Raw genomic sequence first — 15,532 nt, forward strand, 5'->3', positions numbered from 1 at the left:
CCGGCGGCGCCGAACTCGCCGCCCTCAAACACGAACTCAGCCAGGTCCGCGGCGTCGACGTCGAGGAACTCCCCGAAGCGGCGGACCTCACCGCATCCGTCGCGGCGGGCGGTGAGACCGCCTCCTGACCGCCCCCTCGTAACCAGGGCGGCCCACGTCCTCACGACGTGGGCCGCCCTGGAATCCTTCCCGCCCGCGCCGTCGGGCGGCCTTCAGCCCTGGCGCGGATTCGGCTTCAGTACGGCGAAGACCGCGCCGCTCGGGTCGGCCAGCCAGGCGATACGGCCGACGTCCGGGATGTTCGCGGCCGGCATGACCACCGAACCGCCGCTCTCCCCCACCTTGGCGACGACGGCGTCGGCGTCGGCCACGGCGAAGTACGGCACCCAGCGGGCGTCCTCCCCGTCGCCCTGCAGCGGGGCCACTCCGCCGAACGAGCCCTCCTGCTGGTCCCCGTCGGCGATGCTGAGCACCCGGTAGGTCATGCCGGGCGCCTCCATCTCCTGCGAACGCCAGCCGAAGAGCCCGTTGTAGAACAGGATCGCCGCCTCGGGGTCGCCGACGTGCAGTTCCACCCACACCAGCGTGTCGTCCTCGGAGGCCGTCTCCAGGCCCTTGGTCCGCCCCGGCTGCCACACCGCGAACCGCGCGCCCTGCGGGTCGGTGTACTGGGCCAGCCATCCCTCGCCCATGACGTCCATCGGCTCGGCGCGCACGCTGCCGCCGCCGGCGACCACGTCACGGGTGGTGGCCTGGATGTCGTCGCTCTGGAAGTACGTCGTCCAGGCGGGCTCGGCGCCCTCCTCGGCCAGCGGCCCCTGGGCGCCGACGGTCCGCCCGTCCTTCTGGAAGAACCCGTACCCGCCCGCCTCGGGCCCGGCGGAGACGAACCGCCAGCCGAAGACGGCCGCGTAGAAAGCGGCGGTGGCGTCCGGGTCGGGGCTGCCTAGGTCGAGCCAGTTGGGCGATCCGGTGCGGAAGTCGATGCCGAGCATGGGTTCCCTTTCCTACGGCGTCCGGTGTCGAGTCGCCGCCACCATGCCGCCCGCGCGGCGGACTGCCACGGAGCCGACCCGGATCCCGCGAGGGCTTTCACCCGAGCGGGGGCCTCAGCCGCCGAGGTCCTTGCGCAAACGGCGCTTCGCCGCCTCGGCCCACACCGACGGCAGCTCCCGTTCGCGCTCCGCGGCCAGACCCTGTTCCTGCCCGTACAACAGACCCCAGGTGAAACCGCCCTCGCCCGCCGAGTACGCCGCGAGGGCCAGGCTGCGCAGGTTGTCCCTCGCCACCACGCTGTCCTGGTGGTCGCCGAGCACCTTCTGCACGGCCTTCACGCGCTTGCCGAGCCGCTTGGCGGGCTTGCCGAGCGTGGCCCGCGCCGGTTCGGTGGCGTAGCGGGTCTTCTTGGCGGCCTTGCGGGCCTGGTGCAGGGCGGTGTCGCGTTCCGCGCCCGGCGGCAGCTCCACCGCGTGGGCCACCCGGTCCGAGAGCCTGTCGTACTCCTTGAGGATCGCCTTGGCCAGCACCTTCTTCGGCTTGCGGGCCGCCTTGCGACGCAGCGGAGGCTGCTCCGTGAGGAGGGCGAGGGAGTCGAGGAGGGCCAGGTAACGCGGCGAGTTCAGGGCGTCGAGGCTGCGCTGGTGGGCCTCGGCGGCGGAGGCGACGTTCCATGCCTTCAGCCGGGCGGCGACGGGGCCGAGGACCAGTTCCTCGGGTGTGTGCGAGAGGTGTGCGGAGAGCCGCTCGGCGAGAACCTCCTGGTCGCGCTCGGCCCCCAGTTCGCCGCCGAGCCACTTGAGTTCCTCGCGGACGGGATCGGTGACGTCACGGTCGAGCACCGCCCGGTAGGAGCGCAGGGTGCTGCGCAGCCGTCGGCAGGCGACGCGCATCTGGTGCACGGAGTCCGGCCGGTCGCGCCGCACCGCGGGGTCGAGGGCGACCAGCGTGCGCACCTGCGCGTCGACGTACCTGAGGACCTCCTCGCCCGCCGAGCCCTCGACCACGCTCTGGGCCCGGCCGTCCGGCAGGCGCGGCGCGCCCACTCCGGTCTCCTCCAGCGCCCTGGCCAGCTTCGAGGGATGGCCCGCGCGCTCGATCCCCTTCTTGTGCAGTGTCTTGTCCAGGACGTCCAGCAGCGCGGGATCGGTGTCCTCGGCGAGTTCGATCTCCATCTCGGCCCAGGCGGCCCGGGTCGTCGTGGTGCCCATGGAATCCGCGCGGACGCCGTCGACGGTCAGTTCGGCCAGCAGCGTGCCGTCCTCGTCGAGGAGGTGCCGGGTGCTGCGGGTGGACCGGATGCGCACGACCGGGACCAGTTCGGCGCCCCGGGTGCGGGAGAGGGCCAGGTCGCGCAGGGAGTCGGGAATCGTGGGGGACAACGGGGCCTGCACCTCCTCCCGGCTGTCCCCGGACAGCGGCAGCTTGAGATGCCAGCCGGCGTCGGCCCCGCCCGTCCTGCGCCGTAGCGTTGCCGCGGCGCCCGCCAGGCGCAGGTCCTCGGTGTCGTAGTAGACGGCGTCCAGCTCGTCGGTGCCCTGCTCCACGACCGACGCGACGTCGGCCACGCCGGTCAGCTTCGGAAGCCACGAGGAGTCATCGGCCGACGGAGCTTCGTACTTTCGCTCTGTCTCACGCTTTGACTTGGTCATATGAATCGCGTACACACGTCCGCCCGACTCAAACCCGGATGCGGCCAGATGGCCGGACCGATGGCACTGATCGGGCGGGCCGTCGCCGCTGCGGTGGTGCGGCGGGGGCCGCAGGGACCACGGTGTTGAACGCGGTGACGTACGCCGACATGGCGTTGCGGGGCAGGCCGTCGAGCCAGGCTCCGGCCCAGACCGTTGACAAGCTCAGCCAGGACCTACCTGGGGCATCCGGTCCCCGGGTCCGGTGACGTCCGCGCCAACCGGCTCTCCGGGCTGGGGGCACTGTCCGGGATCGCCGTCTGTTGCACCATGGGGGCGACCGATCTGCCGATGGCGCGGCTGGGTGTGAGTGATCCGGCCCGTTGGTCACCGCGGGACTGGGCATCGGACGCGGTGCCGCACCTGATGTACGGCCTGGCGACCTACGGCACCATGACGGCACTTGAACGTGGGCAGTAGCGCGCGCCGAACGCGCAGGGTGCCGACCTTGTCCCTTTCGGGGACCTCATCTAGCCTGACTTTGTGCCGGAAATAAACAAAGCCCGACAGCACAACGTCGTGCCGGGCGTCCGAACCGACCTCACCCGCCTCCGTGCCGTCCTCACCGTCTTCTTCGCCCTCGACGGCTTCGTCTTCGCCGGCTGGGTCGTCCGCATCCCCGCCATCAAGGAGCAGACCGGCGCCTCGGCCAGTGCCCTGGGGCTCGCCCTGCTCGGGGTCTCCGCCGGGGCCGTGGTGACCATGATGCTGACCGGGCGGCTCTGCCGGCGCTTCGGCAGCCATCCGGTGACCGTCGTCTGCGGTGTCCTGCTCTCGCTCAGCGTCGCGCTGCCGCCGCTCACGCACTCGGCCCTCGCACTGGGCGCGGTGCTGCTGGTCTTCGGCAGCGCGTACGGCGGGATCAATGTCGCGTTCAACAGCGCCGCGGTCGATCTGGTGCGGACCCTGCGGCGCCCGATCATGCCCAGCTTCCATGCCGCCTTCAGCCTCGGCGGCATGGCCGGCGCGGGACTGGGCGCGCTGGTCGCGGGAACGCTGTCGCCCACGGAGCATCTCCTCTGCCTCACCGCGATCGGGCTGCTGGTCACTCTCCTCGCCGGCCGCGCCCTTCTGCGCATCCCTCCCCCGGTACCGCCGGAGCCCGCACCCCGGGACACATCCATCCCCAGCGGCCAGGGGACCACCGCCCGTCCCCTCGTGATCACCTTCGGCCTGATCGCCCTGTGCACCGCCTACGGGGAGGGGGCGCTGGCCGACTGGAGCGCCCTGCACCTGGAGCAGGACCTCGACGCTGCGGCAGGCGTCGCGGCCGTCGGTTACTCCTGCTTCGCGCTGGCCATGACCATCGGGCGGCTGACCGGCACCCGGCTGCTCGAACGCCTGGGCCGCACCCGCACCCTGGTCGCGGGCGGGGCGACCGCGGCGGTCGGCATGCTGCTGGGCGCGCTCGCCCCCGCCCTCTGGCTCGCACTCGTCGGCTTCGTGATCACCGGCCTCGGTCTCGCCAACCTCTTCCCGGTCGCCGTGGAACGCGCCGGTACGCTCGCCGGCCCCGAGGGGGTCGCGATCGCCTCCACCCTCGGCTACGGGGGCATGCTCCTGGGGCCGCCCGCCATCGGCTTCATGGCGGACTGGTTCTCCCTCCCCGCCGCACTCACCAGCGTGGCCGTGCTGGCCGCCACGGCGGCGGCCATCGGAGGCGTGACCCGACGCGCGGCCGAGCGCTGATCGGCCCCCCTGCCCGCCGCCGGAAAACCCGGTGCGCGCCGAATGACGTCATTGCTACGGTCGACGCCATGATCACGCCTTCGCCTCAGCACCGGATGATGCCCCGCCGACGGGGCTGCTGAGCACGGACGCGTACCGAATCCGAGGCCCCGGGACGGGGCCTCGACGCGTTGTGCGGACCCGGCCCCCGCCACCGGTAGGAGGACCGATGACCACACGACGGCACTACATCACCACGACCATCCCCTACGTCAACGCACGCCCGCACCTCGGCTTCGCCCTGGAACTGGTGCAGGCGGACGCGCTCGCCCGGCACCACCGCCACCGAGGCGACGAGGTGCGGCTGCTCAGCGGCACCGACGACAACTCCCTGAAGAACGTCCTGGCCGCCGAGGCGGCCGGCGTGGACGTGCGGACGCTGGTCGACCGCAACGCCGACGCGTTCGCCGCCCTGCGCGGCCCGCTGGCGCTGTCCTTCGACGACTTCATCCGCACCAGCAGCGACCCCCGCCACCGCGTCGGCGTGGAGCGGCTGTGGCGCCGCTGCGCCGCGGCGGGCGACCTGTACCGCAAGGCGTACGAGGGCCTGTACTGCGTCGGCTGCGAGCAGTTCTACACCCCTGACGAACTCTCCGCGGGACGCTGTCCCGAGCACGGCACCGAACCCGAGCGCATCGCGGAGGAGAACTGGTTCTTCCGCCTGTCCCGCTACACCGACCGCCTCCACGACCTGATCGCCGGCGGACACCTGCGCGTCGAACCCGCCGCCCGCCGCAACGAGGTCCTCGCCCTGATCGCCGGCGGACTGCGCGACTTCTCCGTCTCCCGCGCCGGCACCCGCGCCCACGGCTGGGGCATCCCCGTGCCCGACGCTCCGGGCCAGGTGGTCTATGTGTGGTGGGACGCACTCGGCAACTACGTCACCAGCCTCGGCTACGGAACCGACGATCCCGCCTGCACCCGCTGGTGGGCGGGGAGCGACCACCGCACCCACCTCGTCGGCAAGGGCGTGGTCCGCTTCCACGCCGTGTACTGGCCGGCCATCCTGCTGTCGGCCGGACTGCCGCTGCCCACCGACGTCCTGGTCCACGACTACCTCACCGTCGACGGCCGCAAGATCAGCAAGTCGGGCGGCCCCACCGCCGACCCGGCCGCACTGGCCGCGGCGTACGGCACCGACGCGGTGCGCTGGTGGCTGCTGCGCGAGGTCCCCCGTGTCGGAGACGCCGACTTCACCCCCGACCGGCTCGTGGCCCGCGCCGACGCGGACTTCGCCGGCGGCCTCGGCAACCTCGTCCACCGCGTCGTCACCATGGTCCACCGCTACCGCGGCGGAGCGGTGCCCTCCCTGGGCGCCGACCGGTATGCCGTGCGGTCCCTGCTGGACGTCTGCGGACAGGTCCCCGGCCGGATCGACGCCGCGCTGGCCGACTTCGACTTCCGCCGTGCCACCGAGGCCGTGTGGACCATCGTGGAAGAGGCCAACCGCTGCGTCGACGCCACCCGCCCCTGGGAGCTGGCCAGAGCGGAACGGCAGGGCAACACCGCGGCGGGCGAACGCCTCGACGCGGTCCTCGCCGCGCTGATCACGGCATGCCGCACCCTGGCCGAGGAGTTGCACCCCTTCATCCCCGAATCCGCGGCACGGATCACCGCCCAGCTGACCGCGGCCGGCGAAACCCTGCCACCCGCGCACCCCCTCTTCCCCCGCCTGCGGGAGACCGTGGATCACCCCTGACGCAGGTCGAGCCGCATGAGGACACGGGGATGGCCGGCCAGTACCGAGGTGGTGTCGGCGGCGTGGACGAAGCCGGCGCGTTCGAAGGTGCTCCTGATGCCGGCGTACGCCATCGTCGTGTCGACCTTGGCGTCGCCGTTGTCGAGGGGGTACGCCTCGATGACGGGGGCGCCGTGGTCGCGGGCGAAGTCCACGGCGCCGGCGATGAGGGCGTGCGAGACCCCCTTGCCGCGGTGGCCCGGGCGTACCCGGATGCACCACAGCGACCAGACCGGCAGGTCGTCCATGTGCGGGATCTGGCGGCTGCGCGCGTAGGTGGTGTCGGCGCGCGGAGCCACGGCCGCCCAGCCGGCCGGTTCGTCGCCGTCGTAGGCGAGCACGCCGGGAGGCGGCACCGATCGGCACAGACCGGCGACGTACTCCCCGCGGGCCGGCCCCCGCAGCTCCTTGTTCAGCTTGGACGGGAGCCGATGGCTCAGACACCAGCAGACAGTGGCCGTGGCCGACTTGGGGCCGATCACGGCACGCACGTCCGCGAAGTCCGAGGCCGGACGCACTTCGATGGTCATGACACCACCGTGCCACGTCAGCCGCTGCTCTTCCCCCGCGAGACGCCTTCCCGGGAAAAGCCGGTTGAGATGTGCCCTCGTGTCGGCGAGAGTCCCGGAGCATGGAGTTCTTCTGTTATCACCGTGACCGGGCCGGATCGGCGGCGCTGCGCGAGGAGTTGCTTCAAGCGCATGGTCGTACATGGACGGGTACGCGAAGGAGATGATCGCTCGCGGGCCGACCTTCCCGAGTGAGGGCGACGCGCCGTCCGGGAGTGTGCACCTCCTCGATCTGCCGGACCCTGCCGCCGCCCGCGCGTTCGCCTTCGACGAGCCCAACTACCAGGCCGGCGTGTACCGGGACGTGCTGCTGCGCCGGTGGCGCAATGTGCTGGGGCGGACGATGTGGGAGTTCCCCGGCGGCCGGACCGGCGGCGACCGGTACCTGGTGCTCGGCCTCGGTTCCGGGCCGACCGTCGACCTCGATCCGCCCGCCGAGCGGGACGAACTCATCGCCTACGGACCCCTGTTGTCCGACGACGGCGCCACATGGCTGGGTACGGCGGTGCTGCTGCGCGCCCCGGACCGGGACGCGGCCCGGGCCGTCCTGTCCCCGGCCGGGTACGCCGACGTCGAGGTCCACGACTGGCAGTTCGGCGGGCGGTCGTAACGACGGTTGCCGCCCTCGGTTCAGGTCTCCGCCCGCCGCATGGGCCCCCAACGGACCAGCCTGCTCCACCACCGCGGACACCGCGTCCTCGATGACCTGGTCGTCGATCCAGCCGACGGGGTCCACCTCGCCGACCAGCGGCTCGTTGTCGGGGCCGCGCCCCTGGACGCGGCCCCGCAGGATCCAGGGCCGCACGCCCTCGCCCTTGTCGCGGGGCAGATGCGAGTAGTCGTAGAGCCTGCGCGCCACCCACAGCTCGACGGGCCGGTCCTCCCACCAGGGCTCGACGTCGAGCGGGTTGGCCGACAGGCCCGACATGCGGATGCCGGTGAGGGCGTCGCGGCTCTCGGACAACTCCCGGTCGGCGTCGGGGCCGTGGGACCAGCGCACGAAGAGACACGGGGTGCCCCGCACCAGGTCGGCGACCTCGCCGAGGGTGCGCAGCACGGGGAGTTCGCGGGGCATGAAGCGCTCACTCCTTGCCTACGCCCACGGTGGTGAGCAGCTGCGGCGAGTGGCCCACGCGGTGCCCGGCTCGTAGGGTGTCCGTTCACCCCATGGGTCCGCGATCCGGTCGCCCGTAGCGTCCACGGCGGCACCTCCCGATCATCCGCGGAGGCCCCGAGTACCCGGTGCTCACGGCGCCGAACGCACGGTGATCCGCTGCCCCGGGGCGCGTCAGGCGGTGCGGAAGCGGAAGGCGCCCGTTCCGCCGCCCAGGCTCAGCCAGATGTGGTCGCCGTCGCGCACCAGGCGCAGGGCGATGTGGGCGCAGCCGGGGCAGCGGGCGGTGAGGCCCGGGTCGGGGCCGTAGACGTGCAGTCCGGCGAGCGGGCCGGAGCGGGCGCACTCGGGGCAGCGCCACCAGGCCGTGGTCGCCTCCACGGAGAGGATCTCCGAGAGCGGTCCGGCGAGACAGTTGCCGTCGAGATGGGCGGTGTCGTCTGCCATGGGGGCCTCCGGTCAGCCGAAGCGTTCGGTGCGGATGGTGGCGGGATCGAGACCCAGGCCGGTGAGCAGGTCGGCGGCCGTCTCGACGAAGGCGGTGGGACCGCAGACGAAGACGGGACTGGTCGCCTCGAGACGGGCGGCCTGCTTCTCCAGGTCGGCCTGGGCGAGGCGGCCCACGGCGCGGGAGTCGCCGGGCGGGCTTTGGCGGGTGAACAGCAGGTGCACGTCGAGGCTGGGGCCGCGGTCGGTCAGCTCGTCGCCGTACCAGATCTCGGCGGGCGTGCGTACGGAGTACAGCAGATGGAAGGGGGCGACCGACCGCGCCGCCCGGTGGGCCCGGATCATCGCCATCAGCGGTACGACCCCGGAGCCGCCCGCGACCAGCAGCACCGGTGCGGTCTGCTCCGACCGCCAGACGAACCAGTTGCCGAGCGGGCCGCGCACCTCGACCTCGGCGCCCACCGGCAGCTCGTCGGCGAGGTAGGGCGAGACCTCGCCGCCGGGCACGGCCTGCACGCCCAGCTCGATGCGGTCGCCGTCGGCGGGCGCGGCGAGCGAGTAGCTGCGTACGGCCTGATACCCGTCGTCGGCCGTCAGCCGCACGTCGACGTGCTGGCCGGGCAGGTGGCCGGGCCAGCCCGTCACGGTGAACAGCAGGGAGCGGGCGGTGGCGGTCTGCGGGTGACGCCCCTCGAGCCGGGCCCGGCGCCAGGCGATGCGCATGGTCAGTCCCCCCAGTTGCGCTGCTCGCGCCATGGGTCGCCGTAGTTGTGGTAGCCGACGGACTCCCAGAAGCCGGGCTCGTCCTCGTGGGTGAGCCGCAGGCCGCGGACCCACTTGGCGGACTTCCAGAAGTACAGGTGCGGCACGAGCAGCCGGGCCGGGCCGCCGTGCTCCGGGGAGAGGGGGTAGCCGTCGTAGGAGTGGGCGATCCAGGCCTGGCCGTCGAGGAGGTCCTCCAGGGGGAGGTTGGTGGTGTAGCCGCCGTGGCTGTCGACGGTGACGAAGTCCGCGGCCGTCTCCACGTCCTCGAAGAACGCGTCCAGCGGCACGCCCCGCCACGGGGTGTCGAACTTGGACCAGCGGGTCACGCAGTGGATGTCCGTCACCGTCTCCTGCTGCGGGAGGGCCATCATCTCCGCCCAGGTCCAGGAGTGGGTGTCCCCGGTCTCCGTGGTGATGGTGAAGGTCCAGGTGTCGGTGGACACCCGCGGGGTGGGGCCGGCGGACAGCACCGGGAACTGCTCGGTCGGGTACTGCCCGGGCGGCAGCCGGTCCGCCAGCGAACGGGCGCGTCCGCGGAAGCCGGGCGAGAAGGAACTCATGACGGCATCGCTCTCCTGGGCTCGGCGGGCGTGACGGCCGGGTCCCCCCATCATCGGCCGTGGCTCGGCCCCCCGCATGCGGTTCGCACAACCGGCCGACCCGCCCGGTGGTCCCGTCGTCGCGCCGTCCGGCACACTCACCCCATGGAGACAGCCGAGTTCGTGGAGATCCTCGACCGGGAGGGGCTGCTGCTGGCGGCGGCCGCCGAGGCGGCCGGGACCGACGCCAAGGTGCCGACCTGTCCGGACTGGCAGGTGCGGGACCTGGTGCGGCACACCGGGATGGTGCACCGGTGGGCTGCCGCCTTCGTGGCCGAGCGACACACCTCGTACCACCCCGACGGCGGGCTGCCCGACCTCGACGGCGACGCGTTGCTGGCCTGGTTCCGGGAGGGGCACCGGTACCTCGTCGACACCCTCGCCTCCGCCCCGCCCGGAGTGGAGTGCTGGCACTTCCTGCCCGCGCCGTCGCCGCTGGCGTTCTGGGCCCGGCGGCAGGCGCACGAGACGACCGTGCACCGGCTCGACGCCGAGTCCGCGCGGGGCGGTACGCCGTCCGGGATCTCCGCCGGCTTCGCGGCGGACGGCATCGACGAGCTGCTGTGCGGCTTCCACGCCCGCACCAGGAGCAAGGTCCGCAGCGACGCGCCCCGGGTGCTGCGGGTGCGGGCGACGGACGCGGACGGCGCGGTGTGGACCGTACGACTGTCTCAGGAGCCGCCGGTGACCGTGCGGGGCGCGGAAGGCGCCGCCGATTGCGAAGTGGCCGGGCCCGCCCCGCGGTTGTACGCGGCACTGTGGAACCGGCAGGCGTTCCCGGAGGTGAGCGGGGACGACTCCGTCGCCGCGCTGTGGCGGGAGAAGTCGGCCGTCACCTGGAGCTGAGCATCCGCGTCAGCACCGCGCGCTGCACCGGCAGTACCGTGCCGTGCAGCGCGCGTCCCTTCTCCGTGAGCGCGACCCGGACGCCCCGCCGGTCCTCGGGGCACATCGCGCGCTCGACGAGGCGGTCCTTCTCCAGCCGGGCGATGAGCCGGGACAGGGCGCTCTGGCTGAGGTGGACCCGCTCGGCGATCTCCTGGACGCGGTAGGCGCAGGATTCGCCCGACAGCACGTCCAGCACCTCGAAGTCGCTGGCGCACAGGCCGTGCTGGTGCAGTGCGCGGTCGAGTTCGCACTGGGTGCGCGCATGGAGCGCCAGGATGTCCCGCCACTGGTCCACGAGCGCCTGCTCGGGGTTCTTCGCCGCCATCCGCGCACCGTAGCAGAGAACCGAATTCATTGCACCGGCATTAAATGCATTTGCATTCCATGCATGCGCATGTAGTCTCTCCGGCATGACCTCTCCGCTCACCACCTCCGCGGACGCCTCGACGGTCCGCTGGACCCCCCGGCTGTGGGGCACCCTGCTGGTGCTCTGCGCCGCGATGTTCCTGGACGCGCTGGACGTCTCGATGGTCGGCGTCGCCCTGCCGTCCATCGGCTCCGACCTCCACCTGTCCACCTCGACCCTGCAGTGGATCGTCAGCGGCTACATCCTCGGCTACGGCGGACTGCTGCTCCTCGGCGGACGCACCGCCGACCTGCTCGGCCGGCGTCAGGTCTTCCTGGTCGCCCTCGGTGTCTTCGCCCTCGCCTCACTGCTCGGCGGCCTCGTGGACTCGGGTCCGCTGCTGATCGCCAGCCGCTTCATCAAGGGCCTGAGCGCCGCCTTCACCGCGCCCGCCGGCCTGTCGATCATCACCACGACCTTCGCCGAGGGCCCGCTGCGCAACCGCGCCCTGTCCATCTACACCACCTGCGCCGCCACCGGCTTCTCCATGGGCCTGGTCCTCTCCGGCCTGCTCACCGAGGCCAGTTGGCGTCTGACCATGCTGCTGCCTGCGCCCATCGCCCTGATCGCGCTGCTGGCGGGCCTGAAGCTGCTGCCCCGCAGCGAACGGGAGAAGGACCACAACGGCTACGACATCCCCGGCGCGGTCATCGGCACCGCGTCGATGCTGCTGCTGGTGTTCACCGTCGTCCAGGCACCGCAGGCCGGCTGGGCCTCGACCCGCACGCTGCTGTCCTTCCTCGCGGTCGCCGTGCTGCTCACCGTGTTCGTCCTGGTCGAGCGGCGCTCACCCGGCCCGCTGATCCGCCTGGGCGTGCTGCGCTCCGGCAGTCAGATCCGCGCCCAGCTGGGCGCGGTTGCCTTCTTCGGCTCGTACGTCGGTTTCCAGTTCCTGACCACGCTGTACATGCAGTCCCTGCTGGGCTGGTCGGCCCTGCACACCGCGCTGGCCTTCCTGCCCGCGGGCGCGCTGGTCGCCGTGTCCTCGACGAAGGTCGGCTCCGTCGTCGACCGGTTCGGCACCCAGCGGCTGATCGCGGCGGGGTTCGCGCTGATGGTCGTCGGGTACGCCCTCTTCCTGCGCATCAACCTCGACCCGGTGTACGCGGCCGTCGTCCTGCCGTCGATGCTGCTGATCGGCGCGGCCTGCGCGCTGGTCTTCCCCTCCCTCAACATCCAGGCCACCAACGGGGTCGAGGACCACGAGCAGGGCATGGTCTCCGGGCTGCTCAACACCTCGGTACAGGTGGGCGGCGCGATCTTCCTGGCCGTGGTGACGGCCGTGGTGACCGCGGGCGCCCCCGAACACGCCACCGCACAGGCGGTGTTGGACAGCTACCGTCCCGGTTTCGCGGTCGTCACCGCGGTCGCCGTGGCCGGCCTGCTCATCACCCTCACCGGCCTGCGCACGCGCCGTGGACAGCAGTCGGTCGTGGTCGCCAGGTCCACCTCCGTGGAGGCGGAGCGCGTGCCCGCACGCGACTAGGGGGACCAGGGGGATGTCGCGTCTCCCTGTTGCGTCCGGCGGGAGTTGGTTGCCCCGCCGGGCGCACGGCTGTGTACTGGACGGATGGACGGTCACGGGGGACGGCGCAACAAGGCCGAGCAGGACGCGATGACCGTGGAGGTCGGGTACGCGCTGGTGAGCGCGGTGTTCGCGGCAGCGGTGATCTTCGGGGCGGTCGCCGGTCCGGCGTTGCTCTTCGGTCTGCCCCCGCTGCTGTCGGCGGTGCTGCTGCGGGTGGGCCTGACGCTCGCGCCGATCGTCTTCGTCGTCCGGGTCGTGAGTGTCCTGGTGCGGTTCCGGCGTGGGGGTCAGCCCAGCCAGCCCGGCCGCACCAACCCCGACTCGTAGGCCAGCACGACCAGTTGGGCCCGGTCGCGGGCGCCCAGCTTGACCATCGTGCGGCTGACGTGGGTCTTCGCGGTCAGAGGGCTGACGACCAGGCGGCGGGCGATCTCCTCGTTGGACAGGCCGATGCCGACGAGGGCCATCACCTCCCTCTCCCGCTCGGTGAGCCCGGCAAGGGCGTCGGCGGCCGCGGGCTCCTTGGAACGGGCGGCGAACTCGGCGATCAGCCGGCGGGTGACCCCGGGGGACAGCAGTGCGTCGCCCTCGACCACCGCCCTGACGGCGCGCAGGAGTTCGTCCGGTTCGGTGTCCTTGACCAGGAAGCCGGAGGCACCCGAGCGGATCGCCTCGAAGACGTACTCGTCGAGTTCGAAGGTGGTCAGCATGACCACCTTCACGTCCCGCAGCGCCGGGTCCGCGTTGATCTCACGAGTGGCGGCCAGCCCGTCCAGCGCGGGCATGCGGATGTCCATCAGGACGACGTCCGGGCGCAGTTCGCGGACCTCCCGCACCGCCTCCGCGCCGTCGGCGGCCTCGCCGGCCACCTCGATGTCCGGTTGCGCGTCCAGCAGCGCCTTGAAGCCGGCCCGTACCAGTGACTGGTCGTCGGCGAGCAGTACGCGGATCACCGGTCGTTCTCCTTGGTCTGCAGGGGCAGTTCGGCGAGCACCCGGAAGCCCCCGTCGGGACGCGGGCCCGCCTCGATCGTGCCACCGAGCGCTGCGGCCCGCTCCCGCATCCCGGCCATCCCGTTGCCGCTGCCGCCCGCTTCCGCGCCGGTCGCCGGCCCGTCGTCGTCGATGCGCAGCCGCAGCGTCCGGGGGTCGTGCTCGAGGCGCACGCGCGCGTGCCGCGAACCGGAGTGCCGTACGACATTGGTGAGCGCCTCCTGGACGATGCGGAAGGCGGCGAGATCCGTGCCGGGCGCGAGGCGGGGCGGGGCCCCTTCGACGTCGACCGTCAGTCCCGCGCTCGCCGCCTGCTGCACCAGTTCGGGGAGCCGGTCCAGGCCGGGAGCGGGGGCGCGTGGGGCGTCTCCGGGGGTGCGGAGGGTGTCGAGGACCTGGCGGACCTCGCCGAGGGCCTCCTTGCTGGCGGCCTTGATGGTGGTGAGGGCGGTGCGGGCCTGCTCGGGGTCGGTGTCGAGGAGGGCGAGGCCCACGCCGGCCTGGACGTTGATCACCGAGATGCTGTGGGCGAGGACGTCGTGCAGCTCGCGGGCGATCCGCAGCCGCTCCTCGTCGGCCCGGCGCCGGGCCGCCTGGGCCCGCTCGGCACGCTCGCGGGCCCACTGCTCGCGCCGGGTGCGGGTGAGCTCGGCCAGCGCGACGATCGCCACCACCCATGCGGCGATCACCCCCTCGCTCGCCCAGGAGGCCGCCGAGTCGCCGGAGGGCGGCAGCCACCGGTACAGCCAGTGCGCCACCAGCATGTGCCCGGCCCACAGCATGGCCAGCGCCGCCCAGGCGGCCCGCCGGTGCCCGGCGACGACGGCGCGGAAGCACGCCACGACCACGGCGAGGAAGACCGGCCCGTACGGATATCCGGCGCCGAGATACACCATCGCTGCCGCCGCCGTACCGAAGACGACCAGCACCGGGTGGCGCCCCCGCCACAGCAGCAGGCCCGACGCGACGAGCAGCAGCACGCGCGCGAAGACATCGAGCGAGGCGCGCGTGCCGTGCTGCTGGTGAGCGGCGAACTGGGAGCCGACGAGGACGAAGAAGGTGACCACCACGGTGGACCGCCACGGCCACCGCGACGCACGCTCCTCCCCGCCGCGCCCCGGCCACGGCGGCCCGTGCCGCCACCGCCACGGCGGCCCGGCCCCGCGCACCCGCTGCTCCTCCATGCCCGCCACGCTAGACGCCCGCGGGGCGCACGAGCGTCAGCCGGGCGGGGTGATCACGGCTACTCCCCGGGAAGTACGCCCGCCGGCCGCGCTCACCGCAGCCCCACCCCCCGTGCGAGCTGCCCCGCCGCATGCCGGAAGAAGGACTCCCGGTCCTCGACGACCCGGTTGAACTGGCCGAACAGTTCGAAGCCGACCAGGCCGAACAGCTGTGCCCAGGCTGCGACCAGGGCCGCCGACACCTCCGGCGGGAGGTCGGGGGCGATGTCGGCGGCGAGGCGCTCGGCCTCGGGGCGCAGTTCGGCGGAGAGCGGGGGGAAGTGCACGCCCGGTCCCCTGATGGCGTCGCGGACGATGCCGATGAGGACGAGACCGACGCGGGCGGCGGGCTGGACGGTGGTGTCGGGGGCGATGTAGCCGGGGACCGGGGAGCCGTAGATCAAGGCGTACTCGTGGGGGTGCGCGAGGGACCAGGCACGTACCGCCTCACAGACGGCGATCCAGCGTTCGACCGGCTTGGAGGCGGTGTCGCGGACCGCTTCGGCGGCCTCGCCGAGCGAGTCGTAGGCGTCGATGATGAGCGCGGTCAGCAGGTCGTCGCGGCTGGGGAAGTAGCGGTAGAGGGCGGAGGAGACCATGCCGAGCTCACGGGCCACGGCGCGCAGCGAGAGCTTGGCGGCACCTTCCGCGGCCAGCTGTCTGCGCGCCTCGTCCTTGATGGCGGCGGTGACTTCGATCCTGGCTCGGGCGCGGGCGCTGTGTGCGGTGCTCATGGGGGCCAGTGTCCCATGGAACGAGAGCAGTGCACACAGATGTGAGCGGTGCACAAAAAAGAGAGCACTGCTCTTGCATTGGAGCACCGGTCGGGTGCAGACTCTTCATTAAGC

16 protein-coding genes and 3 pseudogenes are annotated in these 15,532 nt (G+C 72.7%); 8 read left to right on the forward strand and 11 right to left on the reverse strand.

Annotated elements, in window-relative coordinates; all coding sequences use genetic code 11:
* On the forward strand, positions 1 to 128 hold a 128-nt coding region (locus tag ABZZ74_RS44300; protein ID WP_356949836.1), incomplete at its 5' end, for an ABC transporter ATP-binding protein.
* A gap of 84 nt (positions 129 to 212) precedes the next feature.
* Here ABZZ74_RS44300 and ABZZ74_RS44305 read toward each other — a convergent pair.
* Together ABZZ74_RS44305 and ABZZ74_RS44310 are read right to left on the reverse strand one after the other, a co-directional pair.
* Positions 213 to 995: a VOC family protein gene (locus ABZZ74_RS44305; RefSeq protein WP_356949807.1), complete on the reverse strand. Its 783-nt coding sequence runs from the start codon at positions 993 to 995 to the stop codon at positions 213 to 215.
* Between the two features lie 114 nt (positions 996 to 1,109).
* Positions 1,110 to 2,648, reverse strand: a complete 1,539-nt coding sequence (locus ABZZ74_RS44310) for a CYTH and CHAD domain-containing protein (protein ID WP_356949808.1) — start codon at positions 2,646 to 2,648, stop codon at positions 1,110 to 1,112.
* Positions 2,649 to 2,797: 149 nt separating this feature from the next.
* On the opposite strand from ABZZ74_RS44310, the pseudogene ABZZ74_RS44315 reads away from it, so the two are divergent.
* The 3 genes and pseudogenes from ABZZ74_RS44315 to ABZZ74_RS44325 all read left to right on the forward strand — a co-directional run bounded on the left by ABZZ74_RS44315 (position 2,798) and on the right by ABZZ74_RS44325 (position 6,114).
* Positions 2,798 to 3,107 (forward strand): annotated as a pseudogene (locus tag ABZZ74_RS44315) (hypothetical protein).
* A 99-nt stretch (positions 3,108 to 3,206) separates the two neighbouring features.
* Positions 3,207 to 4,376 carry an MFS transporter gene (locus ABZZ74_RS44320; protein ID WP_356949837.1) on the forward strand — a complete coding sequence of 390 codons (1,170 nt, stop codon included), beginning with the start codon at positions 3,207 to 3,209 and terminating at the stop codon, positions 4,374 to 4,376.
* A 208-nt stretch (positions 4,377 to 4,584) separates the two neighbouring features.
* The gene (locus ABZZ74_RS44325) at positions 4,585 to 6,114 is read left to right on the forward strand and encodes a methionine--tRNA ligase (protein ID WP_356949809.1); all 1,530 of its coding nucleotides are present in this window, start codon (positions 4,585 to 4,587) and stop codon (positions 6,112 to 6,114) included.
* Here ABZZ74_RS44325 and ABZZ74_RS44330 read toward each other — a convergent pair.
* Positions 6,105 to 6,683, reverse strand: a complete 579-nt coding sequence (locus ABZZ74_RS44330) for a GNAT family N-acetyltransferase (protein ID WP_356949810.1) — start codon at positions 6,681 to 6,683, stop codon at positions 6,105 to 6,107. The two genes, ABZZ74_RS44325 and ABZZ74_RS44330, sit on opposite strands and share 10 nt — an antisense overlap.
* Before the next feature lie 101 nt (positions 6,684 to 6,784).
* On the opposite strand from ABZZ74_RS44330, the pseudogene ABZZ74_RS44335 reads away from it, so the two are divergent.
* A pseudogene (locus ABZZ74_RS44335) lies at positions 6,785 to 7,332 on the forward strand (YciI family protein).
* Between the two features lie 20 nt (positions 7,333 to 7,352).
* On the opposite strand, the pseudogene ABZZ74_RS44340 reads toward ABZZ74_RS44335, so the two are convergent.
* The 4 genes and pseudogenes from ABZZ74_RS44340 to ABZZ74_RS44355 form a co-directional block, all read right to left on the reverse strand.
* A pseudogene (locus tag ABZZ74_RS44340) lies at positions 7,353 to 7,797 on the reverse strand (DUF6098 family protein).
* Between the two features lie 213 nt (positions 7,798 to 8,010).
* Positions 8,011 to 8,283: a DUF6510 family protein gene (locus ABZZ74_RS44345; protein WP_356949811.1), complete on the reverse strand. Its 273-nt coding sequence runs from the start codon at positions 8,281 to 8,283 to the stop codon at positions 8,011 to 8,013.
* Between the two features lie 12 nt (positions 8,284 to 8,295).
* The gene (locus tag ABZZ74_RS44350) at positions 8,296 to 9,039 is read right to left on the reverse strand and encodes a ferredoxin reductase (protein WP_356949812.1); all 744 of its coding nucleotides are present in this window, start codon (positions 9,037 to 9,039) and stop codon (positions 8,296 to 8,298) included.
* Positions 9,009 to 9,608, reverse strand: coding sequence for a molybdopterin-dependent oxidoreductase (locus ABZZ74_RS44355; RefSeq protein ID WP_356949813.1), 600 nt, complete (start codon positions 9,606 to 9,608; stop codon positions 9,009 to 9,011). Before ABZZ74_RS44355 ends, ABZZ74_RS44350 begins: the two co-directional genes overlap by 31 nt.
* 144 nt (positions 9,609 to 9,752) lie before the next feature.
* On the opposite strand from ABZZ74_RS44355, the gene ABZZ74_RS44360 reads away from it, so the two are divergent.
* The gene (locus ABZZ74_RS44360) at positions 9,753 to 10,493 is read left to right on the forward strand and encodes a maleylpyruvate isomerase family mycothiol-dependent enzyme (RefSeq protein WP_356949814.1); all 741 of its coding nucleotides are present in this window, start codon (positions 9,753 to 9,755) and stop codon (positions 10,491 to 10,493) included.
* Here ABZZ74_RS44360 and ABZZ74_RS44365 read toward each other — a convergent pair.
* Complete coding sequence (locus ABZZ74_RS44365) at positions 10,480 to 10,860, reverse strand: MarR family transcriptional regulator (protein ID WP_356949815.1); 381 nt, start codon at positions 10,858 to 10,860, stop codon at positions 10,480 to 10,482. The genes ABZZ74_RS44360 and ABZZ74_RS44365 overlap by 14 nt on opposite strands.
* An 85-nt stretch (positions 10,861 to 10,945) precedes the next feature.
* Here ABZZ74_RS44365 and ABZZ74_RS44370 point away from each other — a divergent pair, with 85 nt between their 5' ends.
* Positions 10,946 to 12,427 (forward strand): MFS transporter, encoded by a 1,482-nt coding sequence (locus ABZZ74_RS44370; protein WP_356949816.1) that lies wholly within the window; start codon positions 10,946 to 10,948, stop codon positions 12,425 to 12,427.
* An 84-nt stretch (positions 12,428 to 12,511) separates the two neighbouring features.
* Positions 12,512 to 12,796: a DUF6332 family protein gene (locus tag ABZZ74_RS44375; RefSeq protein WP_356949817.1), complete on the forward strand. Its 285-nt coding sequence runs from the start codon at positions 12,512 to 12,514 to the stop codon at positions 12,794 to 12,796.
* Here ABZZ74_RS44375 and ABZZ74_RS44380 read toward each other — a convergent pair.
* From ABZZ74_RS44380 to ABZZ74_RS44390, 3 genes are all read right to left on the reverse strand, one after another.
* A complete protein-coding gene (locus ABZZ74_RS44380; protein ID WP_356949818.1) occupies positions 12,757 to 13,422 on the reverse strand; it encodes a response regulator transcription factor in 666 nt (221 codons plus the stop codon). The genes ABZZ74_RS44375 and ABZZ74_RS44380 overlap by 40 nt on opposite strands.
* Complete coding sequence (locus tag ABZZ74_RS44385) at positions 13,419 to 14,645, reverse strand: sensor histidine kinase (protein ID WP_356949819.1); 1,227 nt, start codon at positions 14,643 to 14,645, stop codon at positions 13,419 to 13,421. Before ABZZ74_RS44385 ends, ABZZ74_RS44380 begins: the two co-directional genes overlap by 4 nt.
* Positions 14,646 to 14,737: 92 nt before the next feature.
* Positions 14,738 to 15,418, reverse strand: a complete 681-nt coding sequence (locus ABZZ74_RS44390) for a TetR/AcrR family transcriptional regulator (RefSeq protein ID WP_356949820.1) — start codon at positions 15,416 to 15,418, stop codon at positions 14,738 to 14,740.
* Positions 15,419 to 15,532: the final 114 nt, after the last annotated feature.

It is taken from the genome of Streptomyces sp. NPDC006476, from assembly GCF_040612015.1.
Classification (GTDB): Bacteria; Actinomycetota; Actinomycetes; order Streptomycetales; family Streptomycetaceae; genus Streptomyces; species Streptomyces griseorubiginosus_B.

Excerpts from the sequence above, each read along its gene's own strand:
- ABZZ74_RS44305 (WP_356949807.1), bottom strand. The coding sequence starts at position 995 with ATGCTCGGCATCGACTTCCGCACCGGATCGCCCAACTGGCTCGACCTA.
- ABZZ74_RS44310 (WP_356949808.1), bottom strand. The coding sequence starts at position 2,648 with ATGACCAAGTCAAAGCGTGAGACAGAGCGAAAGTACGAAGCTCCGTCG.
- ABZZ74_RS44325 (WP_356949809.1), top strand. The coding sequence starts at position 4,585 with ATGACCACACGACGGCACTACATCACCACGACCATCCCCTACGTCAAC.
- ABZZ74_RS44330 (WP_356949810.1), bottom strand. The coding sequence starts at position 6,683 with ATGACCATCGAAGTGCGTCCGGCCTCGGACTTCGCGGACGTGCGTGCC.
- ABZZ74_RS44345 (WP_356949811.1), bottom strand. The coding sequence starts at position 8,283 with ATGGCAGACGACACCGCCCATCTCGACGGCAACTGTCTCGCCGGACCG.
- ABZZ74_RS44350 (WP_356949812.1), bottom strand. The coding sequence starts at position 9,039 with ATGGCGCGAGCAGCGCAACTGGGGGGACTGACCATGCGCATCGCCTGG.
- ABZZ74_RS44355 (WP_356949813.1), bottom strand. The coding sequence starts at position 9,608 with ATGAGTTCCTTCTCGCCCGGCTTCCGCGGACGCGCCCGTTCGCTGGCG.
- ABZZ74_RS44360 (WP_356949814.1), top strand. The coding sequence starts at position 9,753 with ATGGAGACAGCCGAGTTCGTGGAGATCCTCGACCGGGAGGGGCTGCTG.
- ABZZ74_RS44365 (WP_356949815.1), bottom strand. The coding sequence starts at position 10,860 with ATGGCGGCGAAGAACCCCGAGCAGGCGCTCGTGGACCAGTGGCGGGAC.
- ABZZ74_RS44370 (WP_356949816.1), top strand. The coding sequence starts at position 10,946 with ATGACCTCTCCGCTCACCACCTCCGCGGACGCCTCGACGGTCCGCTGG.
- ABZZ74_RS44375 (WP_356949817.1), top strand. The coding sequence starts at position 12,512 with ATGGACGGTCACGGGGGACGGCGCAACAAGGCCGAGCAGGACGCGATG.
- ABZZ74_RS44385 (WP_356949819.1), bottom strand. The coding sequence starts at position 14,645 with ATGGAGGAGCAGCGGGTGCGCGGGGCCGGGCCGCCGTGGCGGTGGCGG.
- ABZZ74_RS44390 (WP_356949820.1), bottom strand. The coding sequence starts at position 15,418 with ATGAGCACCGCACACAGCGCCCGCGCCCGAGCCAGGATCGAAGTCACC.